Source organism: Providencia sp. UF-183, assembly GCF_058246155.1.
In genome coordinates, this window is the sequence record NZ_JBSICD010000008.1 from 166478 (window position 1) to 191714 (window position 25237).

Here is a 25237-nt window from a genome sequence, read left to right on the forward strand (position 1 = left end):
AGTGGATAGCAAATTAATAATTTAATGTGCTAATTGCGGGTTTAATTTAAGGGGTGTATAACGTCATCACGCCTCTTAAGGTAATCATACTAAGGTCTTTGTTCGATGAAAAAAATGATGTTATTAGGCGCATTAGCCTTCAGTTTACATATCGGCCAAGTGCTGGCGGATGCGAGTCAAGACCTTCAGGCGCGCCTGAATAAGGTTAATAGCTTTCAAGCGAGCTTTTCACAAAAAGTGACTAGCCCTGAGGGCGATCTTGTTCAAGAAGGCGTTGGCGATTTATGGTTAGAACGCCCTAACTTATTTAACTGGAATATGACATCCCCTGATGAAAGCGTGTTAGTTTCTGACGGTAAAAATTTATGGTTTTATAACCCATTTGTTGAGCAAGTGACTGTCACAAACTTAGCTGATGCGACGCAAGACACGCCATTTTTATTGATCACACGTAATGACCCAAAAGATTGGAAACAATATTCAATCATTCAACAAGGCAATACGTTTGATCTTAAACCTAAGCAAACTAATGGCACGTTGAAAAAATTCTCGATTACCGTTTCACCAGAAGGCACAATTGAGAAGTTTTCTGCGGTTGAGCAAGATGGACAAACCAGCGCTTACCAGCTAAAACAGCAAAAAAATGGCCAAGTTGATGCCAGTAAATTTAAGTTTACAGTACCAAAAGGCGTGACGTTGGACGATCAACGTTCAAGCGCAAAATAAGCCTTAAACCTGTTTTTATCGCTAACTATCGGTGTTTTCTGCTGGTGGTTAGCGAGTCAGTCATTAGCTTTAAGCGGTAATAAAGAGGATATTGTGGGTAACCTGTCTCTCGACTTTTCGCAGAATGAATTTCAACCTTTAGCAGCGCGTATGCGGCCCGAAACTCTTGAGCAATATATTGGTCAACGGCACCTGCTGGCTGAAGGAAAACCCTTACCGCGAGCAATCAAGGCTGGGCATCTGCACTCCATGATTTTATGGGGGCCTCCGGGAACAGGCAAAACAACACTGGCAGAAATCATCGGCCATTACGCCCAAGCGGATATTGAGCGTATTTCAGCGGTAACTTCAGGCATTAAAGAAATCCGTGAATCCATTGAAAAAGCACGCCAGAACCGCAGTGCTGGTCGCAGAACTATCTTATTTGTTGATGAAGTTCACCGCTTTAATAAAAGCCAACAAGATGCCTTTTTACCGCATATTGAAGACGGCACGATCACCTTTATTGGCGCAACGACTGAAAACCCTTCATTTGAATTAAATTCAGCATTGTTATCCCGTGCCAGAGTCTATTTGCTCAAATCCTTAGAAGAGGATGATATTGAGCAAGTGTTATTACAAGCTCTGGCTGATACCTCTCGTGGGCTTGGCGGGCAAAATATTGTCTTGCCTGATAGTACACGCAAAATGATAGCGCAGCTTGTTAATGGGGATGCGAGGCGATCGCTAAATTTACTTGAAATGATGGCGGATATGGCTGAAGCCGATAGCCAAGGACAGCGAGTTTTAACCGCGGATTTACTCAAAGAAGTCAGTGGCGAACGCACTGCACGGTTTGATAACAAAGGTGACCGCTTTTACGATTTAATCTCTGCATTGCATAAATCAGTTCGAGGATCCGCACCCGATGCCGCATTGTATTGGTATGCAAGGATCATCACTGCGGGTGGCGATCCCTTGTATGTGGCACGTCGTTTATTAGCCATTGCTTCCGAAGATGTCGGGAATGCCGATCCTCGAGCAATGCAAGTGGCCGTGTCTGCTTGGGACTGCTTTACGCGAGTCGGGCCAGCAGAAGGCGAACGGGCGATTGCCCAAGCGATTGTTTATTTAGCCTGCGCCCCTAAAAGCAATGCGGTTTACACGGCATACAAAGCCGCGATTAAAGACGCGCAAATGCAACCTGACTATGATGTGCCTGATCACTTACGCAACGCCCCAACAAAACTATTAAAAGAGATGGGGGCGGGGAAAGAATACCGTTATGCCCATGATGAGCCCAATGCTTATGCTGCGGGTGAGAATTATTTTCCAGAACCAATGCAAGCGACCCGTTATTACTACCCAACAAAACGTGGATTAGAAAGCAAGTTTGCTGAAAAATTAGACTGGTTAGCCCAACAGGATCAAATTAGTACCACAAAACGCTACCGCTAAACTGGGCAATGCGGTAAGGTTATATAGCGAAATACTTTACTTTATTGATAGTGCTAGAATGCATCATCAAAAGTATCATCTATTACTCACAATACTCACAGGATAAGCATGCTCGATCCCAATTTACTGCGTACGGAGCTAGACGCGGTTGCTGAAAAACTGGCTCGCAGGGGTTTTACCCTTGATGTGGAAAAGCTGCGTGAACTCGAAGAACGCCGCAAAGTTTTACAAGTTGAAACTGAAACCCTGCAAGCAGACCGTAACTCGCGATCGAAAACTATCGGTGCGGCTAAAGCACGTGGTGAAGACATTGAGCCATTACGTCTGGAAGTTAACCAATTAGGCGAAAAATTGGATTCTGCGAAGGCAGAGTTAGACAAGCTGCAACAAGAAATCCGTGATATTGCGTTAAGTATCCCGAATATTCCAGATGACCAAGTGCCTGACGGCAGAGATGACTCTGATAACGTCGAAGTTGCACGTTGGGGCGAGCCTCGCCAGTATGATTTCGAAGTTCGCGATCACGTTAGCCTTGGTGAATTAACAGGCGGCTTGGATTTCCCTGCTGCGGTTAAACTGACAGGTGCACGCTTTGTTGTGATGAAAGGGCAAGTTGCCCGTATGCACCGTGCGTTAGCGCAGTTCATGTTGGATTTACATACTGAGCAGCACGGTTACCAAGAACTGTATGTTCCGTATTTAGTTAACCATGATACGCTGTATGGTACAGGTCAGTTGCCGAAATTTGGTGAAGACTTATTCCACACAAAACCACTGGAAGAAGAAGCCGATAGCAGCACTTATGCGTTGATCCCAACGGCTGAAGTGCCTGTGACTAACTTGGTTCGTGATGAAATTTTAGATGAAGATGCGCTTCCTCTGAAAATGACCGCTCACACGCCATGTTTCCGTTCAGAAGCAGGTTCTTATGGCCGTGATACCCGTGGTCTTATCCGTATGCACCAGTTCGACAAAGTTGAATTAGTGCAAATCGTTCATCCTGAAAAATCGATGGATGCACTGGAAGAGTTAACAGGTCACGCTGAAAAAGTTCTGCAATTACTGAATTTACCATACCGTAAAGTGATTTTATGTACTGGTGATATCGGTTTTGGTTCACGTAAAACTTACGATTTAGAAGTGTGGCTGCCAGCGCAAAATACTTACCGTGAAATCTCTTCTTGTTCAAACATGTGGGATTTCCAAGCGCGCCGTATGCAAGCACGTTTCCGCGGTAAGAGTGATAAGAAAACTCAACTTGTTCACACGCTGAATGGCTCAGGCTTAGCAGTCGGTCGTACATTGGTGGCAATTTTAGAAAACTACCAATTAGCTGATGGTCGTATTGAAGTACCTGAAGTATTACGTCCGTATATGAAAGGCTTAGAATATATTGGCTAATTAATCGCCATATAGTTTATACACAAAAACCGCCTCGGGTAACTCTGGCGGTTTTTTTATCTAAATCAAGCAATCCATCCTCCTCAATCTTTACCTAACCCCCTCTGAATATATTCCTGATAGTGATGTCTCTGAGCTATCGATAGTCTGTGAGCTATCGTGCGTATGAGAGATAAATTAAATGGAAATAATAATTGGTGTTTTTTTATTGGCTGGAATTATTAAAGGGGTGATTGGGCTAGGGCTGCCAACTATTGCGATGGGGCTTTTGAGTACGACTATGGAGCCTGCGATTGCGGCAAGTATTTTGATCATACCTTCCTTAGTGACTAATATTTGGCAACTACTCATTGGTCCCCAATTTATCGCATTAATAAAGCGACTATGGGGATTGATGGTGGGAATAATTGTTGGCACATTATGGAGTTTTTTACCCTCTTTAACTGAAAATTCAGGTTGGACACAGCCAGCATTAGGCTGCGTGCTAGTGCTTTATGGTATTTGGGGGTTATTGGCAAAAAAGATGCCTTCCAGCGGAAAATCTGAGCGTTGGCTTTCACCTGTAGTGGGTTACCTTACTGGGGTAATTACCGCCGCAACCGGTGTTTTTGTTATTCCCGCGGTGCCTTATTTGCAAACACTCAAGCTAAATAAAGATGAACTAATACAGGCGCTTGGCTTAGCCTTCACTGTATCGACCCTCGCATTGGCAATTAAACTTTGGAACAGCGGTCAACAAGAGTACATCGATTATGGTTTGTCTTTCATCGCATTACTCCCTGCATTAGTTGGGATGTATTTAGGGCAATACCTGCGCAAAATTATGAATGAAAGCGTATTTCGCCGCTGCTTTTTTAGTGGATTGGTGCTTTTGGGCATGTATATGGCGATAAAACCTTAAGGTTTATTTTGCCAATTAATTAAAAAATCAATGAATTCATTGGTATATTCAGGAAGCTGATTAAAATCGCGGGCACAAATAACCAATTTTCGTTGTGCCCATTTTTCTGTCAGTGTCAGTGTCAGTATTTTTGTTTGTGAAGACAGAACGCGTTGTGCGGCCTGTTTAGGAATAATGGCAATACCCACTTCATTCGCCACCAGTTGCATAACTGCATCAAGGGTAGGAAGGCGAACTCGATAGTTCAAACGAAAACCTTGCTGCTTGGCATAGTTATCAATATGTTTCTGTAATGAATTATCTTCAGATAACCCAATAAAATCTGAATGTATAACATCATTGAATGATACATTCTGCTGATTTGCTAATGGGTGATGAGAATGAACCAGTACAATCAGTTCATCTGAACAAAAAGGGTGAAATGCTAACCCTGATAAATCGGTAGAGTCTGCCACTATGCCAATATTGGCCATTTTATTTTTAATCGTCGTGACAATTTCATGACTTGGCAATTCTTTGACGGATATCGACATATTTGGTTGTTGCTGTAAATAAGCTCCAATACGTTCAGGCAAAAACTCCATTTGAGCCGAGGCATTGCACAAAAGATTGATATGTCCGCGTAGCCCTTGGCTATATTGGCGCATTTCATCCTTCATCAAATCAATGTGTTGTAAAATGACATTAGCGTGCTCGATAAATGCAAAGCCTGCATTTGATAAGGAAATCCCTCTAGGCGAACGAATGAATAAGGCTGTACCAAGCTCACTTTCAATGCCTTTAACGCGCTCGCTGGCAGATTGTAGTGTTAGGTGCGTTAAACTTGCGCCGCCAGTGATGCTGCCGGCATTGGCGATATTTACGCACAATTGCAAGTCGGTAATATCAAAGTGCATAGCTTGTTAACTCCAATTTAGGGCGAAAATATATATTTTTAATTATTAGGTTAATTAATCAGAAACTAGCGATAAAGAATAGCATTATCACATTAGCTTGCTCCTTTTAAAGGCGATTTTACAATAAGAGGTGGAATTATAGGGGTCTCTGATGCGTTGTTAATATCTTGCTGGGTCATTCGGAATTCAACTGGGTAATGTTCTCGCTCCGTTCGGCGTACTGGTTCTGTATTTCTCCAGGTATAAAGGCAGCATTGGCACTGGTATATTATCCATATCCCCTCAATGGGGGAGTTTGCCATGACATCTATTTTTTCACTTGTACAACGAGGGCAAATCATATGATCTCCTTATTGACGGTTAGCGAGCAGAGTCGTTAATTTATCAATCCACAGTGCAGTTTCTGGTAAATCCTTGACGGGTTGACTGTAACGGCCGCGATTATCGGGTGCAACAGGTGTTGTCGCATCAATGATTAATTTATCCGTGATCCCTGCAGGATTAGAGCTTGGGTCTAGTCCGAGCACGGACAGGTTGGGTATTTGAATAAGGTCACCTGACGGGTTAACCTTTGCAGAAAGTGCCCACATCACTTGAGGTAAATTGAAAGGGTCAACGTCTTCGTCAACCACAATCACTATTTTCGCATAACCTAAACCATGCGGAGTGGTCATTGCCCGCATTCCCACGGCTCTCGCGAAACCACCATAACGTTTTTTAGTGGAAATGATAATGAGAAGGCCGTGGGTGTACATGGCATTGACCGCCTGAACTTCTGGAAAATCTGCTTTCAGTTGTTGATAAAGGGGAATACAAGTGACTGGGCCGATAAGATAATCAATTTCTGTCCAAGGCATGCCCAGATAAAGGGATTCGTAAATGGGGTGGGTGCGATAGGATACTTTATCAATGCGGATTATTGGCATATTACGCCCACCTGAATAGTGCCCAGTAAACTCACCGAATGGGCCTTCAAATTCTCTTTGTCGACTCTCAATGACGCCTTCAATAATGACTTCTGAACCCCAAGGGACGTCAAATCCTGTCAGGGGAGCGGTGGCTATTGGGTAAGGGCTTTCGCGCATTGCCCCTGCCATTTCATATTCGGATTGGTCGTATCCCAGTGGTGTGGCACCCATTAAAGTGATAATTGGGTCATTACCAAGCGCAATGGCAACGGGAAGGTCTTCACCAGATTCTTCCGCCTTGTGAAGTTGTAAGGCGATATCATGCATGGGAACGGGCTGTATGCCGAGTTTACGCTTACCTTTAACTTCCATCCGGTAGATACCCACGTTTTGCTTACCAAAATGCTCAGGATCTTGAGGGTCCCGAGAGATAACACAGGCTTTGTCGAGGTAGAAGCCGCCATCGCCATCATTTAGGCGAAACAGAGGGAGGATATCAAATAGGTTAATATCATCACCGTTTACTTCATTTTGAGCCCAAGGCGGGTTATTTCGGCGTTCAGGTGAAACGGGAAATTTTTCCCAGCGGTGAATAAGTTCTTGGATTTGTTGTTTAATTGGAGTAGTTGCAGGAAGGCCGAGTGAAATTGCGTGGTTTTTCCAAGACCCAATCGTGTTCATAACGACATGAGCATGCTTAAATCCTTTGATTTTTTTGAATGAAATCGCAGGAGCCCCTTCACCAATCCTTCCTGTTGCATTTGCAGCCGCAGCGATATCAGGCTCTGCTTGTACTTCTTCTTGAATTTCCAGTAATTGCCCTGCATTTTCAAGCGCCACTAAATAACTACGAAGATCATCATAAGCCACCTTTAATTCTCCTTATTGTCAGTATCTTTGTGGTTTTAATTTATGGAAATAGATATCGCACTAAATGGGCAGTGCTCAACGTTGCTCTCGCATAGTCATGACGGAGGTCGTTAAAATAAAGCCAGCTTCTTAACAGGCAGTTTTAAACGCTACCTTTATTAATTGATAAGGGCAAGTTATTGTAAACCAAGTATTTGTTTGGTCTTTGTTTTATTTTTTGTCTGGATGGTGACGTTATTTGGGATTGATTCGATTGAATTGGTAGGTGGTGTTACGCTGTGGCAAAAAAGGTCATTTAAATGAGAAGTCGAAGAATGAAAGGTATCAAAAGTGTATTTTTGGAAAAGGGAAAGCATTTGCTTTCCCTTTGAGTAAGAAGGAATAACGGTGTTATTCGAATCTATTTTACTTGTGAGAAAAATAGGCTGCGGTAGCTGCTGTAATAGCAAACATACATAATAGGCATAGAAACTAATAAACCTAAGCCTAATGGGATCACAGAGATAATCATTAAGATAGACAGAACGATAAAGAACAAGATACCCGGTAGAATATTTTTCTTAACCGCTTGCAGGCTAGCTGAAATTGCAGCACCAACAGTGAAATCGTGGTTCATGACTAGAGCAGGGGCAAACCAAGTTAACGCAGTACCCACTAAGCCCGCAACTGCCATCACAATGATAGCAAAGAAGAATGAACCTGAAGATGCTAAAATCGCCGCATCAGATGGTGAGCCGTATTGGTTGCTTTCCATTAATAAGCCAAACATCGCAGAACCACCAATGATAAAGGCGATGATCATACCGACTAAGTTAGCAGCAAAGTTAATGGCACCAACAGCAAACAGCGCGCCAAATTTGTTTTGGAAACCTGCGAATAGTAAACCAATTTCTGCTTGGCCAGTTTTACGCTGGTTTTCACTGATAGCAATAATACCGCCAACAAAGATTGGGGTAATAAAAGTGATCAGTAAGTTTAAGAATGGGATCATGGAGATAATCATAATCAATGCAAATAATACGATATTGATTAAGATCCACATGCCCAATTTTTCTTTAACCAGTGACCATGATTGGCTGATCCAGTTTACACCTTCACCTGCATCAACAGCGCGAGGCTCAGCGTGAAAAACAAAAGTATCAACTTGAGTTTGAGCGTTAATTGTAGGTGCAGGGTTGTTATCTGCACTGAAGTTTTCATTATTCATGATAAAAAAGGAACCTATTTTTTTGTAGTGAATTAGCAATAATTATTATAAAAAAGTTTGTGAGTTTATATGCACTCTTTACTTTATCGGCTGTAGTATGCAGATAAGTTAATACATTATAAAGCAGACTATTCTGGTAAGATATTTTTGATTAATTTTTTCTTAATAACCTATTTTTTAGGGTAATAAAGCAATTACTCACTTTATATTGAAGTTATAGACTGTTTGTATTGGTGTTTTTTGGTTGTATGTAGGGTTATTTTTACTTTAAATAGGGCGGCTGTTTCTAGAAAATGGTTATTGTACGAATAAAATATAATTAATAACCATTATAAAGAGTAAGGTAGACTTTGATAAATCATTCAAAAATAGATATAGGGTAAGCATCAAGCGGTTTGATTTCTTTTAATACAAACATACTTTGCATCTCTTTAATACCGGGTAATCTACGAATGACTGACATCGCAAAATCTGCGTAAGAATCTAAGTCATGAGAAACCACCTGTAATAAAAAATCAGTATCACCACCAATGCTATAACAGGCAACAACGTTTTCAAGCTCACTAACTTCTTGCTCGAATTTTTGTGCTTCCGCCTCGCTATCGCTGTCAATAATTACGCGCACAAATACCATGACACCTAAGCCAATTTTCTTGCGGTTTAAAATCGCGCGATAGCCTTGAATAATATTATCTTCTTCGAGTTTTTTAACTCTACGCCAGCAAGGTGAGGCTGACATACCCACTTTTTCAGCCAGTTCATGGTTGGTGATCCGCGCGTCTTCCTGTAGTAGTGAGAGAATTTTTGTTTCTGTCTTATCTATTGCCATAAATGAAAATTTCTACCTTTTTTGGAATGATTAGAGAAAAAAATTACCGAATAACTAGCTTGCCATAGCTGAGTTAGAAAGCCTATTTCTTTCTTTAAATGCCATAATTATCGGGAAATTGAACACAATTAAAAACAGTAGGGGACAGAAATGATATTTAATCCAGCTGAGTATCGCTGCGCGATCGTCGTCAATCAGGATTTATCTAATGGGCTTGCTATGAATGCAGCCAGTGTGATTGGTGTGAGTTTAGGAAATAAAGTTAATAATATGGTGGGGGAGGATTTAAACAGTGCGGATAATATTCATTATCCAGGGGTAATTTATGCGCCTTTACCGATTTTAAAATCGCCAGAACAGTATATTAAAGATATTGAAGTGGCTGCATTAAAGGAAAGTGAAATTTATATCATTCCATTTAGCTTATTAGCGCAGTCGTGCCGCACTTATGATGAGTATCAGCAAAAATTATCAGAACATGAATATAAAAATATTCAATTAGCGGGCATTGGGCTGGTGGGAAATAAAAAGGCAGTGACTCAGCTTATTGGTCATTTACCTTTATTTAGATAGGAATAATGGCAGATAAAGAAGAGGCTCTATTAAGAGCCTCAAATTGGTTAGTACATGACTTTATGACCATAACTTTCAAGGATATTTTTGACGCGCTCCATCACTTCTTTTGACGGCGGTTTAACTCCATCAAGTTTATATTCTTCACCCATGGTTTCCCATTTGTGTTTACCAAGTTCATGGTAAGGCAATAATTCGATTTTTTCGATATTGCTCATATCCTTGGTAAATTCACCGAGCAGATGCACGGAATGGTCGTCATCGCTCCAGCCTGGAACAACGACATATCGGACCCACGTTTTTTGATTACGTTTAGCTAAATATTGCGCAAACTCTAAAGTGCGGTGATTGGATACACCGACTAATTTTTGGTGAATATCATCGTTAATTTGTTTTAAATCCAACATCACCAAATCAGTAACATCCATGAGTTCGTCAATCACAGGATCATAACGACGGACAAAGCCGTTAGTATCTAAACAAGTATGGATATTCTCTTTTTTACAAGCACGGAACCAATCACGTACGAACTCGGCTTGTAAAATAGCTTCACCACCAGAGGCCGTGACACCACCGCCCGTAGCATTCATAAAGTGGCGATAAGTGACGGCTTCTTTCATTAATTCATCGACGGTGACAATATTACCGCCGTGGGTATCCCAAGTATCGCGGTTGTGGCAATACAGGCAACGCATTAAGCAGCCTTGGAAAAAGACAATAAAACGAATACCGGGACCATCAACAGTGCCACAAGATTCAAATGAATGAATACGGCCTAATGTTGCTGGAGCTTCCGTTTTAGTGATATCGGTTGTTGTAATAATTTCGGCAGACATAGCAGGTACTCCAAAATATCCGTCATACTTCTAAGACTTTATGCATAAAATAGTGATTTGTAGTCTTTAACTGACAGTATAGATAAAAAGACCCCATAAAGCGGGGTCTTTAATTTACTTTATTTTAATGAGCTAATTATTACATTGAACTTGTGAAAGTACGAGTAATAACGTCTTGCTGTTGTTCTTTAGTCAGTGAGTTAAAACGCACTGCATAACCTGATACACGGATAGTCAGCTGTGGATATTTCTCTGGGTTTTCCATCGCTTCTAACAGCATTTCACGGTTCATAACGTTAACGTTCAGGTGCTGGCCGCCTTCAATAGACGCTTCGTGGTGGAAGTAACCATCCATCAGACCTGCTAAGTTAGTTTTACGAACATCGTCATCTTTACCTAACGCATTTGGTACGATAGAGAAGGTATAAGAGATACCGTCTTTTGCATAAGCAAATGGCAGTTTAGCAACAGAAGTCAGAGAAGCGACAGCACCTTTTTGGTCACGGCCGTGCATTGGGTTTGCACCTGGTCCGAATGGTGCACCTGAGCGACGACCATCTGGTGTGTTACCTGTTTTCTTACCATACACAACGTTTGAAGTGATGGTCAGAATTGACTGAGTTGGTACCGCGTTACGGTAAGTTTGCAGTTTCTGAATTTTCTTCATGAAACGTTCAACTAAGTCACAAGCGATGTCATCAACACGTGAGTCATTGTTACCAAATTGTGGGTATTCACCTTCGATTTCGAAGTCAACAGCGATGCCGTCTTCGTCACGGATAGGTTTAACTTTTGCGTATTTGATAGCAGACAGTGAGTCAGCAGCAACAGACAGACCTGCGATACCACATGCCATTGTACGGTAAACATCACGGTCATGCAGAGCCATCAGCGATGCTTCATAGCTGTATTTATCGTGCATGTAGTGGATGATGTTCAACGCAGTGACGTATTGCGTCGCTAACCAATCCATAAAGTGGTCCATTTTGTCCATCACGGTATCGAAATCAAGGACTTCATCCATGATTGGCGAGTGTTTAGGGCCCACTTGCATTTTCAGTTTTTCGTCCACACCACCATTGATGGTATACAGCATGGTTTTCGCTAAGTTAGCGCGAGCACCGAAGAACTGCATTTGTTTACCCACAATCATTGGGCTAACGCAACATGCGATTGCATAGTCGTCGTTATCAAAGTCAGGACGCATCAGGTCATCATTTTCGTACTGAACTGATGAGGTATCGATAGACACTTTCGCCGCGAATTTTTTGAAATTCATTGGCAGTTTTTCTGACCACAGGATAGTCATGTTTGGCTCAGGAGATGGGCCCATGGTATACAGTGTGTTCAAGAAACGGAAAGTACTTTTTGTTACCAGTGTACGGCCATCAAGACCCATACCTGCTAAAGATTCAGTTGCCCAAATTGGGTCACCAGAGAACAGCTCATCGTATTCAGGGGTACGTAAGAAACGGACCATACGCAGTTTCATGACTAAGTGGTCAATCAGTTCTTGCGCTTCTTGCTCAGTGATTTTGCCTTCTTCGATATCGCGTTGGATATACACGTCTAAGAAAGTAGAAACACGACCAAATGACATTGCCGCACCGTTTTGTGATTTAACCGCAGCTAAATAGCCGAAGTAAGTCCACTGTACTGCTTCTTGTGCGTTAGTTGCTGGTGCAGAAATATCATAACCGTATTTCGCAGCCATTTCTTTCATTTGACCCAGTGCACGGTGCTGTTCAGCAATTTCTTCGCGCAGTTGGATAGTCATTTGTAAATCTTCACCTTTCTCTAATTTTTCTTGTAGAGAAGTGAATTGTTGGAACTTGTCTTTCATCAGGAAATCAATACCGTACAGCGCAACGCGACGGTAGTCACCGATGATACGACCACGACCGTATGCATCTGGTAAACCGGTTAACACACCTGATTTACGGCATTTTAAGATGTCTGGCGTATAAACGTCGAAAACACCTTGGTTATGAGTTTTACGGTATTCTGTGAAGATTTTTTTCACAGTTGGGTCTAATGTACGGTCGTAGGCTTTACATGAGCTTTCAACCATTTTGATACCGCCGAACGGGATAAGACCACGTTTCAGAGGTTCATCAGTTTGTAAACCAACGACTTTTTCTAATTCTTTAGTAATGTAACCTGCATCATGGGAAGTGATGGTTGAAGCAACATCTGTATCAAAATCAACAGGCGCATGTGTGCGGTTTTCGATTTTGATCCCTTCCATAACTTTATCCCACAGCGAGTCAGTTACTGGGGTAGAGCCTGCTAAGAAAGATTCATCACCTTCATATGGAGTGTAGTTTTTCTGGATGAAGTCACGTACGTTGACGTTTTTCTGCCAGTCACCTTGGTTAAAACCTTGCCATGCTAAAGCGAATTTTTCATTTAATTCGGACATGATACTTTTACCTTTTAACAGTGGATCTTTTAGGGATCTTAATAAATCTTTTCGTGTGTGTCAGTGGCGATTAATGTTTTTTGCCACCACGTAAATGCATAAACCAGTAAATGAGGCCGACTAAAAGTGCGCCGCCAATAATATTTCCGATAGTGACTGGAATTAAGTTATCTGTAATAAAATTTCCAATCGTTAAGTGCGAAAACTGCTCAGGTGCCATATTGATTTGTGTCCAATATTCAGCTGGAGCGAATTCTTTAATCATAATCCCTAATGGGATCATAAACATGTTTGCGATGCTATGTTCAAATCCGCTGGCAACAAACATCGCAACAGGCAGAACTAAAACAACCAGTTTATCGGTTAAACTGCGACCTGCATAACTCATCCAAACAGCTAGACAAACCATTAAGTTTGCTAAAATTCCGAGTGCAACTGCCTCAACAAAGGTATGGTGCAATTTATGGCTACTGGTTTGTAAGACATTTAATCCCCACAGGCCATTAGCCGCGGTGTATTGCCCAGCAAACCAAATAATAGCGACGAAGAATAGAGCACCAATTAGGTTGCCAATATACACATTGAACCAATTGCGGAACATTTGCCCCCAAGTAATTTTACCCGTGGCTTTAGAAACGATAGTTAAGACAGTGGAAGTGAAAAGGTCGGCACCACAAACAACGACTAACATTAAGCCGAGTGAGAAACAAATCCCACCAATCAGTTTGGTAAAGCCATACGGTGCGTCGGCAGCCCCAGTTGTTGCAGTAATATAGAAAACAAAAGCAATAGAAATAAAAATACCGGCAGTGAATGCTGACAAGTAAGTAATTGCAGGATGTTTGTTCGCTTTATAAAAGCCAGCATCATCCGCGACTTGCGCCATTACAGCAGGTGGCAATAAATTAAAAGGGTTGTCAGCTTTCATACTAACACTCTCTTACAAAGTTGATTAATTATAGCACGCAATAATAGTAACAAAGGGGATAAGTGAGAAATTTGATATGGATCATGAACACTCGCGAGAATACCCCTAGAATGGTTGATAAATTGTTAATTTTTGAACTAACCAATTGAAAAGTATGAATTAAATATTTTTTAAATTTTATTAAAAATTTTTATAAAGAGCATTTTTAGCGACATCAAAAGTGAAAATATGAACATAAATGTTAATTATTTAAGTGCAATATGAACCCTTTGCTACGGTATTTAACTTATGTCTAAATTTAGCACTGGATTTATTGATATAAACCTCAGAAACCATCTGTTGCATTCACGCTAAATTGTCATATTTTGCTAACAATCAATAAATAATATGGCATACAAAAAACATTGTTACAGATCATTTTAGACTCTATTTGCCAATATTGAATTTTATTATCTATAAAATTCAATATTATCGAGCGTGTTAAGTTCTTGTTCGATGCGTTCGCGACTGGTTAACAGCGTTTCGATGACTTGGGCAATTTTTTCATTGTTAGCGCGGAAGGTGGGGATAGACACACTGATAGCGGCAATAATTTTGTTTCGTTGGCGTAATGCGACCGCATAGCAGATGGTTTCTTCATTGATTTCTTTATTATCAATGGCATAGCCATTTTCTTTTACGGCGTTTAGTTGCTCGCGTAATTGTGGCAGCGTGTGAACACTGTATTGTGTCAGCGGTGTGAAACCTGCGGGATAAAGCTGGGAAATTTGTTCATCACTGTAGTTAAAAATCATTGCCTTACCAAGCGCTGAATAGATAGCGGGTAAGCGGGTGCCAATACTGGAGACTAACTGGACTTTTTGTGCAGATTGCACTTTATCTATATACAAGACATCAGCACCATCTAAAATGCCCATTTGGCAAACTTCGTTACATTGCTCAACAATCACCCCCATCTCGCGGTGGATCATTTTCAGCCAATACGATTTTTCGAAGAAAACCCGAGAAAGAATTGAGCAGGCGATGCCAAGGTAATAAAGCTGGCTGTTATCATCGTAATTAATATAACGGTGTTCAACCAACGTTTTTAGAATAGGGTAAATAGTCCCTTTTAAAATGCCTGTTTTATCAGAAAGTTGTGTTAAAGATAACCCTGTGTTTTCAGCTGCTAATACTTGAAGTACCTCTAAAACACGAATTGTCGGCATGTGTCCGGTAGACATTGAACCACCTCCCTGATTAATTGTGCCGCTATTCTAGGTTCAAAACTGCACTATGTAAATCACTCGCAAAAACCCATTTCTTTTCTAAATCTATTCAATGACATTGTGTGCTTGATGGCAAAAGTCGTGATCCTGTTCAAAATTTACCAATAAAAAATGCCCTTTTTGTTTTTAACACAAGCAATAAAATCATATTTATTTCATTTAAATCAAATGATTAAAGCATTTTTATTTTGACTTTGTTCAAATTTGACTCAATTCATTTTTCATGGTTATTTAATCTTGTTTTTATTTATGAATGAGGTTTGTATATATGAACAATAACAAGATGGAGTCATTCAGTATGGAAAGTCGCTATATCACCCCTGTTGTAACTATTTTTGATGACAAAGGCCGCGTTGATACGGAACAAAATCGACAAGTCTATGATTCGCTAAGTGGAAAGGTATCGGGTTTTGTCACAATGGGCAGTACAGGGGAGTTTTTTGCGTTAGACATGGACAGTTCGAAGACCTTGATTGACCTTTGTGGTCATTACCCTAAAGGGGATATGAAGGTCTATGCAGGAGCGAGCCGATTGGATGTTAATGAATCGATTGAACTAGCCAATTATGCGAACGAGCAAGGGGTTGATGGGGTGATGATTATTAGCCCATATTATTTCCCATTGGATGACGAGGGCGTATTTCGCTTTTACAGTACCATTGCGGAAAAAACCTCAGCAAAAATCTTTATTTATAACTTCCCTGAGCGTACAGGGTATTCCGTATCTCCTGAGGTGTGTTTACGCTTAGCAGACAAGTACCCTCATATTATTGGTTTAAAAGATACCATTCCCGATACCAATCATACGGCGCAAGTCATTGATGTGGTGAAATCCCGTATTCCTCACTTTGAAGTCTACGCAGGTTACGACAACAACTTTGCCCATGTGGTGTTATCGGGTGGAAGTGGTTGTATTGGTGGACTTTCAAATATTATTCCACAGTTTTTTTCTTCATGGATGCAAGCCTTTACAAAAGGCGATTTAGCGCTCGTTGCTAAACATCAACAACGTGTTGACCAACTGATGGCCATTTACGGCGTGAATTCTCCGTTTATTCCAACCTTTAAAAAAGCGTTGCAATTGAAAGGGGTAATTAATTCAGACCGTTGTACCTCACCCTTTATTGGATTGAGCAGTGTACAGACAGAGCAACTTCAGCAATTATTAGCACTGGCTGATTTACCGCTCTGATCTTTCCTATAACAACACAATAGAACATCTTACCGACAGGGAAAAATATCATGGCGACAACACAAGCTTATAACAATCCTGTTTTAAACTCCGCGATTAAAAAGTCGTGGAAACGTTTAGTACCCCTGATGTTTATTTTGTATTTCGTTGCATTTATTGACCGAGTGAATGTTGGCTTTGCCAAAGATGCCATGCAGTTAGATATCGGGTTATCGGACTCTGCATTTGCGTTTGGGGCAGGGATTTTCTTTGCGGCTTATGCATTATTTGGTATCCCCGCAAACCTAATTTTAAACAAAATCGGTGCTCAAAAATGGTTGAGTATCACCACCATCATCTGGGGCGTGCTGTCTGCGATGACAGGCTTTGTCACTAATGAAACGCAATTTATTATTTTGCGCTTCTTATTGGGGCTAGGGGAAGCGGGTTTCTATCCGGGAATTTTATTATTAGCGTCAATTTATTTCCCGAATAACGTCCGTGGCTCGGTGATTGGCATTTTTGTTTTAGGCGTGCCTCTCGCATTGACGTTGGGCTCTCCACTTTCTGGTGCATTATTAGAGTTACATGGCTGGCTAGGCCGTCCGGGCTGGTTCTGGATGTTTGTTATCGAAGGTTTACCTGCGGTTGTTATTGGTATTTTTGCCTTCTTTTATCTGGACGATAGCCCTGAAAAAGCGCGTTTTTTAACTGATGAAGAGAAAAAAGTGCTAACAGAACAGCTTGCGAAAGAAAATGCAAAAACAGAAACCACCTCAGTCCTTTCGGCACTTAAAAATACCAAAGTGTGGCACCTTGCACTGATTTACGGCACCATCCAAATATCAGTGTATGGTTTGATGTTCTTTTTACCTTCCCAAGTGGCCTCGTTAATGGGGGAAAGTTTAGGGTTCAAACAGTCGCTGGTGGCTGCTATTCCGTGGGCTTGTTCCGCTTTTGGTGTCTACTATATCCCGCGTTTTGCTGATCGCCATCCAACTCGTCGTGTTGAAATCTCTGTTCTGTGCATGTTAGCTGCGGCAGTGGGCTTAGCACTATCGGCATTTGCCAGCCCTGTTTTTGCCATTGCGGCGTTGTGCTTAAGCGCAGTGGGTTTTTTATCGGTTCAACCTGTTTTCTGGACGTTCCCACCTCAATTACTCAGTGGCCCTGCATTAGCCGCGGGGATCGGTTTTTGTACCACAATGGGGGCATTTTGTTCATTCCTTGCGCCTATCATCCGTGTTGAAGTGGATAAAATGATGAACAGCAACACGGCGGGGATCATGACATTGTCTGTAATAACCGTGGGTTGTGCTGTGTTAATTGCGTTACTCAAAAAGAATTCCCATAAAAATGACCATAGAGTTTTGTCGTCAAATTAAAGACAACAATTGGAAGGTGTGACATGCAAAAGATTTTACGAATTGATGAAAGCGACAACCTGATTGTTGCCTTGAAAGACTTACAGGCTGGGGAAGTTTACCACTGGGGGAATGACGAAATTGCCTTAGTGACCGATGTGAAGGCTAAACACAAATTTGCATTAGAAGCGGTACCCGTCGATGGTGTGGTATCCATGTATGGCACGGCAGTGGGTAAAGCGACTCAGCCAATCGCTAAAGGCGAAGCCATCACGGTAAACAATATTCGCCACTATGCAGCCCCTGTTTCCTTAGAAAATGATTCACCATACGAATGGAAAGCTCCCGATGTTTCTGCTTATGAGAACCGTACTTTCCAAGGGTATGTGCGGGATGATGGGCGTGTAGGCACTGCGAATTACTGGTTAATTTTTCCGTTAGTATTTTGCGAAAACCGCAATGTGACGAAGTTAACCGATGCTTTGAATGATGCGTTAGGCTACACCAATAACAGCTTGAAAAGTTTTGCATTAGACTTAACCGCAGGAACACAAGCACCGACAGCAAAACCAAAACTATTTCCACACATTGAAGGGGTTCGATGTATTACGGTCACCAGCGGCTGCGGTGGTGCGACATCGGACAGTAAAACTATGTGTGATGTGCTGGCGGCTTATGCAGATCACCCCAATGTGATTGGTATTACTGTGTTTAGTTTAGGGTGTGAAAAAGCGCAGCGTAAAATGTTTAAAGAGTCACTGGCAGCCCGTAACCCAAATTTTGATAAACCAGCACTCTATTTTCGCCAGCAAGAGTGGAATAGCGAAGAGGAAATGATGCAAACTGCACTCAGACAAACCTATGAGTGCATGAAAGCGGTCAAGCCACACTCGAGGGTCGATGTACCGTTATCCCATCTCAAACTGGGGGTGAAATGCGGGGCATCTGATGGTTTTTCAGGCATTTCTGGTAACCCTGCGATGGGGCTCGTTTCTGATTGGTTGGTCACGTTAGGTGGCGCATCTGGCTTGGCAGAATTCCCTGAATTATGTGGTGCAGAAGGGGATATGGTGAAACGTTGCGTATCTTTCGATGATAAAAAGAAATTTCTCGAATTGATGGAGCGCTATGAAAAAACGGCAAATTTCTTTAATACCACCATTGCAGATAACCCAAGCCCCGGCAATATTGCAGATGGCTTAATTACCGATGCAATAAAGTCCACCGGTGCGGCTAAAAAAGGCGGTACTTCACCCATAAGTGCAGTGTGTGATTATGCAGAACCCATGCCAGAGAGCGGGTTGTCACTAGTTTGTACGCCGGGGAATGATGTGGATGCAGTAACAGGCCTTGTTGCCGCAGGTTGTAATGTGGTTATTTTTTCGACGGGGCTAGGTACACCAACGGGTAACCCAATTGTACCTGTGTTAAAAATCTCCACTAACAGTGCGATAGCGGAACGCCTATCTGATATGATTGATTATGATTGTGGGCCAATTATTGATGGTGTACCTCTACCGACAATCAGTCAGGGGCTTTTTGAACGGGTGATTGAAACGGCAAGTGGTGATTACCAAGTGAAAGCGGATCGTTTAGAGCAATTTGATTTCTTATTGTGGAAACGTTCCCTAGATTTATGATGTGTATAAATAGATAACGCGGTAAATGTTGACGGGAAAGGCTTCCCGTCAACGTATGGGCTCAATTACCCGTTAGCACGTTTGGCTTTTTGCAGTTTTTCATAAGCTGCAAGCAGCGCTTGGTGAGCAGGCAGCGCTTTTAGCTCGTCATCGATTGACCACAGACCATAGAAGCAAGACTCACCCGCAACAGCGGCGGAAGCTGCATCGACAGCTTCTTGCCCATACATACGGACAAACGCATTGTAGTATTGCGCAGGGTTTCTTTCTTCTTCTTGCGATAATAGCAGCAATGTTTGCAAGCAGCGGTAGTAATTTGCACGTTCAGGGGTGAACACCGAACTGTTAAAGTCTTGCGTCCACTCAACCCATGCAAGGGCTTGCTCGAGGTCACCACCTGCAAGGGCTAACATCGATTTTAGCTCGCCGATGCGCAGGTTGCTCCAACCATTGTCTTTGCCAACAGCTAAACCAAGCAGCTCACGTACACGGGTAAAATCGTCTAAACCGTCATCGTCCAATTGCTCAATCAGGGCAAGGTAGTCTTGTTTTTCCCATTGGCTATCCGGTAAACCGATGATGGTATCACGCAAGTAGGCGCCCATTGCGTTGTTCGCAATATGCAAATCTTCAACAGGGTAGATATCTGACATGCCCGGTACTAAAATGCGACATGCGTACACGCCTAAATGGTTATAATCCGCGATGTAAACTTCGGCATCTAAGGTATTGAAAATACGGATAAGCGTTGTAAATTCTTCCTGTGTCGTGCCTTTGAAGCTCCAATCAGCAAATTCATAATCCGCATCATCTTTGAACAGATCCCAGCTGATTAAACCGCTTGAATCAATAAAGTGAGTTTCAAGGTTAGTGTGTTCAGCGACTTCTTCATCATCAAAAGTCGGTGCATTAAAGACGTCTAAGTCTTTTAAGCCGCGCCCTTGCAATAATTCAGTGACGGTACGCTCAAGGGCAACACCAAAGTCAGGGTGTGCGCCGAATGACGCGAAGCAAGTGCCATTTTGCGGATTAAATAGCACCACGCAAATGACAGGGTATTTTCCACCTAATGACGCGTCGTAGCAGAAAATTGGGAAGCCTTCTTTTTCAAGGGTATCAATCGCTTCCACTACGCTTGGGTAACGCGCCATCACATCTGCTGGGATCGCCGGTAAGCTGATGCTTTCCGCGATAATTTTGTTTTTCACAAAGCGTTCAAATACTTCAGAAAGCCCTTGTACACGCGCTTCGTTTGCGGTGTTACCTGCGGACATACCGTTAGAAACGTATAAGTTCCCAACAATATTCATAGGAATATAGACGGTTTTGTCATCAGACTGGCGTGTAAATGGCAGGGCACAAATGCCGCGTTCTTCATTGCCTGATTGCAGGTCAATGAGCTGGCTTGCAGCCAATGCCTCATCAGGGTCATAGAACTTAATCAAACGACTGTCTAACAAGCCTTCAGGCAGGCTGTCATCTTCTGTGAGTGGGAACCATTTTTCATTTGGATAGTGGACAAAGTCACCTTCAGAGATAGATTTACCCAAGTAGAAATCAGCAAAGAAGTAGTTAGTCGATAAACGTTCGAAATACTCTCCAAGGGCAGAGGCTAACGCGGCTTTCTTGCTCGCACCTTTACCATTGGTAAAGCAAAGAGGGCACTCTTTATCGCGAATATGTACTGACCAAACGTTTGGTACAGGGTTTAACCATGACGCTTCTTCAATATCAAACCCCAATTTTTTTAATTTGGTTTGGAATGCATCAATGGAGTCTTCAAGAGCGGCGTCTTTGCCGGGGATAAATGTTTGGCTCATTGTCAGTCACTTGTGAATAGAGTGTGTCAAACGGGCTATCATACGGATTTTTGTCTCAACCTCACGCTTTTTATTCATTCATAGATAAATCATCTTAAAACTCATTATTTATCCTAAAATAATTATATAGATCACAATAAATTCAGCATAATTCCACATAATAACTGAAGTTTATTAATGAAAGGAAAATAGGATGAAAAACAGAAATAAAGCGCTGCTCGCAACACTGGTTTCACTGTTTGCCGTATCTGCTATCGCTCAGCCGAATATTACAGTATTGGCAACGGGGGGAACCATTGCTGGGGGCGGGGATTCAGCAACGTCTTCTAGCTATCAAGCGGGTAAAGTGGGTATTGATGCGTTAATTAATGCAGTGCCAGAAACCAAGAAAATCGCCAATTTAAGTGGTGAGCAGTTGGTGAATATCGGTTCGCAAGATATGAATGACCAAGTTTGGTTGACGTTGGCGAAAAAAATAAATCAGGACTGCGATAAAACTGACGGATTTGTGATCACTCACGGAACAGATACGCTAGAAGAAACGGCCTTTTTCCTTGATTTAACAACCTATTGTAAGAAACCTATTGTGTTAGTCGGGGCGATGCGCCCATCAACTGCACTGGGCGCGGATGGCCCGCTAAATTTGTATAACGCAGTGGTACTTGCAACGGATAAATCAGCAGGTGACCGCGGTGTGCTTATGGCGATGAACGATAAAGTGGTTCAAGGCCGTAATGTGATGAAAATGAGCACAACAGAAGTACAGGCATTTGATGCGGTTAACGCAGGTGCTGAGGGCTTTATTCACGATGGCAAAGTGACCTATTTCCAAGCCCCTCAGCCACGTGGTGACAAAGCTGCATTCGATGTGAGTAAGTTAGAGAAATTACCCGCGGTGGGTATCGTTTATAACTATGCCAATGCATCCGCTGCTCCTGTTAAAGCATTGAGAGAGGAAGGCGTAGAGGGGATTATCAGCGCAGGTGTTGGTAACGGCAACATGTATAAAACGGTATTTGATGCATTAGCGAAGGCAGCAAAAGAGGATGTGGTTGTGGTACGTGCAAGTCGCGTTCCAACAGGCTATACAACTCGTAATGCCGAGGTTGATGATAATTTATATGGTTTTGTGGCATCGGAAAGATTAAATCCGCAAAAAGCTCGCGTGTTATTACAATTAGCGTTAACTGAAACGAAAGATCCACAGAAAATTCAGGCAATGTTTGAGAAATATTAAACTGAATGTGTTTTAGTCGTTAATGTAGCGGGAGGCAGTTTTCTGTCTCCCGTTAATTTTATGGTAATTCACCATAAACAAGAAATGAAAATATTTTTCAGTAAATTGAAGCATGTTCGTAAAATTGAGGCGAATTTTTGGGGCAAACTCAATATTTAATGTCAATGTGGTGATAGGCTACGCAAAATTACGGCATTATTGGAAAATTTAAATCACTAATTAGCAATTTATTTGTTTTAATCTAATTCAAATGAATCGTAAGGCCTCTTTTATTTCTTTATTAAATCAATTGGTTGAATCTCACCCTGTGAAAAAACATCATGTGTGATAATGACGGTTAATTAAAATTAATGTGTCGTCGATCATATTTTGGCAACAAAGCCAGTATCTGTGTTGATAATTCGCGTCGCAAAAAATAGGCTAATCACATCACAAATAACATAAGTTATTGTGAATATTTAGATTTAAATGGAAAGTTAAATCGTATTTCGGCCGAAAAAATAAAACATAAAAAATATTAGAGGAATACAAGAATGGTTAATAAACATGTCAATACTGGCAGGAAGTTGCTCGTCTTAAAAATCGCCATCGCGATGCTGCCTATCGCGTATCAGCCAATGACTCACGCAGAACAATTCCTTGAAGATTCAAAACTCACAGGTGGACTTTATTACTGGCAAAGGGATCGTTCTCGTAAGGATTTAGACCCAAATAGCGATAAATATAAAAAGTATGCAGATAATCTTAAACACTCCACATTCAATGCCAGCCTAGACTTTTCATCTGGCTATTTTCAAGATGTTATCGGTTTGGATTTAGCGGGTTTTACCGCGATCGAATTATCAAACAGTGGCCCTGCTGCACCCAATGAAATTGGTTTTAGTGACGCCAAATCACGTTGGGATGAAAAATGGACTGGCGACCGTAGTGGTGTAACGTTTTATAAAGCGGCGGCGAAATTAAAATATGGTCCTTTCTGGGGAAGAGGGGGGTATATTCAACCTACTGGGCAAACATTATTAGCTTCACACTGGAGTTACATGCCGGGGACTTATCGTGGTTTGGAAGTCGGTGGTGTATTTGATTTTGAGCAAAATGGTGAGTTAAGCATGTCCTATATGTGGACAGACCGTTATAAAGCACCATGGTATCGCTCAATGTATGATTTCCGTGAAGCCGATGGCAAAACTGGGATCAGCTATTTGCATTCCATTGGGTTTAAATATGATTTTAAAAATAACTTAGTGCTAGAAGGGGCTTATGGTCAAGCAAAAGACTATATGGATCAGTATTTTGCTAAAGTTTCGTATGCCGTGCCTGTTGCTGAACGCGATTTGCGTCTCTCATATCAATTTTATGGTTCTAAAGATAAAGTTTCTGATGGCGGTGTCAATGACGTTTATGATGGCTTAGCATGGTTGCAAGCGATGACATTAGGCTATACCTATGAACAGTTTGATTTTAAAGTTGAGGGAACCTATGTTAAAGCGGAAGGTAATCAAGGCTACTTCTTGCAACGCATGACGCCGGGCTGGGCGACATCCAATGGGCGTATGGATATTTGGTGGGATGGTCGTTCAGACTGGAACGCCAACAATGAAAAAGCATTATATGCAGGTGTGATGTACGACCTTAAAAATTGGGATCTCGCAGGCTGGAAAGTGGGTACATCCTATATTTATGGTTGGGATGCAAAGCCAAGCACAAATACCCAATATGCCCAAGATGTGCGTTTAAAAGAAAGTGCATGGAACTTTGATATTCTATATACCGTTCAAACTGGTCGAGCAAAAGATACGCTCTTTAAATTACACTTTACCAAATATGATAACCATACCGATATTCCTAGCTATGGTGGTGGTTATGGAAATATCTTCCAAGATGAAAAAGATATTAAGTTTATGGTGATGATGCCATTTACGGTTTTTTAATGAATTAAATAAATAGTGGTTACCATTGAAATAAGTATGATGGTAACCGACTAAAACACACATAGCATATATACGTAGTTTCAAATGGCCTAATAAAATAAGAAAATATACTTATATTGCGAGTTTGAAAATTAAAAATAAGGTGGATTACATTCACCTTATTTTTATTATTTAGTCATTATCCTAGTGCAGAAAAACAAATTTTTATAACGAAGCAATTCCTTTATCACCTTCATTATTGATGATAGGTACATCATGTTTTACTTTATCTTTTAATTGCGTGACTTTATCTGTATGAGTAACACTATTTTTGACTTTAGCTTGTCCAGAAAGGATGCCACCTTTTTTAATCGATAAACTGCTGTAGTGAATCGTTCCATGGACTTCGCCGTTATTTTCAATGCTAATGGATTCAGAGGTGCATTCACCTTCAACTCGACCATTAATAATCAACTCTTTACAAATAATATTACCCGTCACTTGGCCATTTAGCATAACTTTAACGGTATTATCTTTTCCTGTAATGTTACCAACGACTTTGCCATAAATGTGGACCTGCTCATTAGAGGTAATATTACCTTCAAACATCACATCCCTCGAAATTATCGTATTCGATTTTTCTTCACTAAGGGTTGGCGTTGATATCGTAACGTGTTCTTCTATCTTAGAAGTAATTTCAGGTTCACGAATGGTAGGGGTTTCTTCAGGGGTTTGTTTGTTTTGTCTTTTGGTGAACATTTTACTTACCTTTTTTTGATTGAAGTATAAGATCAAGAACAGAATTGATAATACAAATGAAAATAAGGTGATGGCTGTATGACGAAAAAACCATCCTATTAAAGTAAGAAACCAGAAGAAAAAACTAGTATTAA

At 41.4% G+C, this 25237-nt stretch carries 21 protein-coding genes; 10 read left to right on the plus strand and 11 right to left on the minus strand.

What is annotated here, in order from left to right; genetic code table 11:
- Positions 1-105 precede the first annotated feature (105 nt).
- The 4 genes from lolA to AC4IFT_RS10005 all read left to right on the plus strand — a co-directional run bounded on the left by lolA (position 106) and on the right by AC4IFT_RS10005 (position 4465).
- A complete protein-coding gene (lolA, locus tag AC4IFT_RS09990) occupies positions 106-726 on the plus strand; it encodes an outer membrane lipoprotein periplasmic chaperone LolA (protein ID WP_490732994.1) in 621 nt (206 codons plus the stop codon).
- A gap of 93 nt (positions 727-819) precedes the next feature.
- Positions 820-2163, plus strand: coding sequence for a replication-associated recombination protein A (locus AC4IFT_RS09995; protein ID WP_490732992.1), 1344 nt, complete (start codon positions 820-822; stop codon positions 2161-2163).
- Between the two features lie 108 nt (positions 2164-2271).
- Positions 2272-3564, plus strand: a complete 1293-nt coding sequence (gene serS / locus AC4IFT_RS10000) for a serine--tRNA ligase (protein WP_219244157.1) — start codon at positions 2272-2274, stop codon at positions 3562-3564.
- A gap of 181 nt (positions 3565-3745) precedes the next feature.
- A complete protein-coding gene (locus tag AC4IFT_RS10005; protein WP_490732989.1) occupies positions 3746-4465 on the plus strand; it encodes a sulfite exporter TauE/SafE family protein in 720 nt (239 codons plus the stop codon).
- On the opposite strand, the gene AC4IFT_RS10010 is transcribed toward AC4IFT_RS10005, so the two are convergent.
- From AC4IFT_RS10010 to AC4IFT_RS10030, 5 genes are all read right to left on the minus strand, one after another.
- Complete coding sequence (locus tag AC4IFT_RS10010) at positions 4462-5361, minus strand: LysR family transcriptional regulator (RefSeq protein WP_490751246.1); 900 nt, start codon at positions 5359-5361, stop codon at positions 4462-4464. The genes AC4IFT_RS10005 and AC4IFT_RS10010 overlap by 4 nt on opposite strands.
- Before the next feature lie 92 nt (positions 5362-5453).
- Positions 5454-5702 carry a non-oxidative hydroxyarylic acid decarboxylases subunit D gene (locus tag AC4IFT_RS10015; protein WP_490732985.1) on the minus strand — a complete coding sequence of 83 codons (249 nt, stop codon included), beginning with the start codon at positions 5700-5702 and terminating at the stop codon, positions 5454-5456.
- A gap of 9 nt (positions 5703-5711) precedes the next feature.
- Entirely contained in the window at positions 5712-7139 is a 1428-nt protein-coding gene (locus AC4IFT_RS10020) for a non-oxidative hydroxyarylic acid decarboxylases subunit C (protein ID WP_490751247.1), read from the minus strand.
- A 400-nt stretch (positions 7140-7539) separates the two neighbouring features.
- Positions 7540-8346, minus strand: coding sequence for a BPSS1780 family membrane protein (locus AC4IFT_RS10025; protein WP_490732981.1), 807 nt, complete (start codon positions 8344-8346; stop codon positions 7540-7542).
- A 358-nt stretch (positions 8347-8704) separates the two neighbouring features.
- Positions 8705-9175, minus strand: coding sequence for an Lrp/AsnC family transcriptional regulator (locus tag AC4IFT_RS10030; protein ID WP_206085453.1), 471 nt, complete (start codon positions 9173-9175; stop codon positions 8705-8707).
- 150 nt (positions 9176-9325) lie between these two features.
- Here AC4IFT_RS10030 and AC4IFT_RS10035 point away from each other — a divergent pair, with 150 nt between their 5' ends.
- Entirely contained in the window at positions 9326-9748 is a 423-nt protein-coding gene (locus AC4IFT_RS10035; protein WP_490751248.1) for a DUF2000 domain-containing protein, read from the plus strand.
- Between the two features lie 47 nt (positions 9749-9795).
- Here AC4IFT_RS10035 and pflA read toward each other — a convergent pair whose 3' ends face one another.
- The 4 genes from pflA to AC4IFT_RS10055 all read right to left on the minus strand — a co-directional run bounded on the left by pflA (position 9796) and on the right by AC4IFT_RS10055 (position 15157).
- On the minus strand, positions 9796-10584 hold the full coding sequence (pflA, locus tag AC4IFT_RS10040) for a pyruvate formate lyase 1-activating protein (RefSeq protein WP_219249309.1): 789 nt from the start codon (positions 10582-10584) through the stop codon (positions 9796-9798).
- A gap of 139 nt (positions 10585-10723) precedes the next feature.
- Entirely contained in the window at positions 10724-13006 is a 2283-nt protein-coding gene (gene pflB, locus AC4IFT_RS10045; RefSeq protein ID WP_490751249.1) for a formate C-acetyltransferase, read from the minus strand.
- 70 nt (positions 13007-13076) lie between these two features.
- Complete coding sequence (gene focA, locus AC4IFT_RS10050) at positions 13077-13934, minus strand: formate transporter FocA (RefSeq protein WP_490732975.1); 858 nt, start codon at positions 13932-13934, stop codon at positions 13077-13079.
- A gap of 449 nt (positions 13935-14383) precedes the next feature.
- Complete coding sequence (locus AC4IFT_RS10055; RefSeq protein ID WP_490751250.1) at positions 14384-15157, minus strand: IclR family transcriptional regulator; 774 nt, start codon at positions 15155-15157, stop codon at positions 14384-14386.
- A 343-nt stretch (positions 15158-15500) separates the two neighbouring features.
- Here AC4IFT_RS10055 and AC4IFT_RS10060 point away from each other — a divergent pair, with 343 nt between their 5' ends.
- Genes AC4IFT_RS10060 through AC4IFT_RS10070 form a run of 3 tightly spaced genes read left to right on the plus strand, consistent with a single transcriptional unit; the run spans position 15501 to position 19377 of the window.
- On the plus strand, positions 15501-16394 hold the full coding sequence (locus tag AC4IFT_RS10060) for a dihydrodipicolinate synthase family protein (RefSeq protein ID WP_490751265.1): 894 nt from the start codon (positions 15501-15503) through the stop codon (positions 16392-16394).
- Positions 16395-16444: 50 nt separating this feature from the next.
- Positions 16445-17758, plus strand: a complete 1314-nt coding sequence (locus tag AC4IFT_RS10065) for an MFS transporter (RefSeq protein ID WP_490751251.1) — start codon at positions 16445-16447, stop codon at positions 17756-17758.
- Between the two features lie 23 nt (positions 17759-17781).
- Entirely contained in the window at positions 17782-19377 is a 1596-nt protein-coding gene (locus AC4IFT_RS10070; RefSeq protein ID WP_490751252.1) for a UxaA family hydrolase, read from the plus strand.
- 65 nt (positions 19378-19442) lie between these two features.
- Here AC4IFT_RS10070 and ycaO read toward each other — a convergent pair whose 3' ends face one another.
- On the minus strand, positions 19443-21197 hold the full coding sequence (gene ycaO, locus AC4IFT_RS10075) for a 30S ribosomal protein S12 methylthiotransferase accessory factor YcaO (protein WP_490751253.1): 1755 nt from the start codon (positions 21195-21197) through the stop codon (positions 19443-19445).
- A gap of 193 nt (positions 21198-21390) precedes the next feature.
- Here ycaO and ansB point away from each other — a divergent pair, with 193 nt between their 5' ends.
- Both ansB and chiP read left to right on the plus strand, forming a co-directional pair.
- On the plus strand, positions 21391-22434 hold the full coding sequence (gene ansB, locus AC4IFT_RS10080; RefSeq protein WP_490751254.1) for an L-asparaginase 2: 1044 nt from the start codon (positions 21391-21393) through the stop codon (positions 22432-22434).
- 533 nt (positions 22435-22967) lie between these two features.
- Positions 22968-24365: a chitoporin ChiP gene (chiP, locus tag AC4IFT_RS10085; RefSeq protein WP_490751255.1), complete on the plus strand. Its 1398-nt coding sequence runs from the start codon at positions 22968-22970 to the stop codon at positions 24363-24365.
- A gap of 204 nt (positions 24366-24569) precedes the next feature.
- Here chiP and AC4IFT_RS10090 read toward each other — a convergent pair whose 3' ends face one another.
- On the minus strand, positions 24570-25103 hold the full coding sequence (locus AC4IFT_RS10090) for a bactofilin family protein (RefSeq protein WP_490751256.1): 534 nt from the start codon (positions 25101-25103) through the stop codon (positions 24570-24572).
- Positions 25104-25237 lie beyond the last annotated feature (134 nt).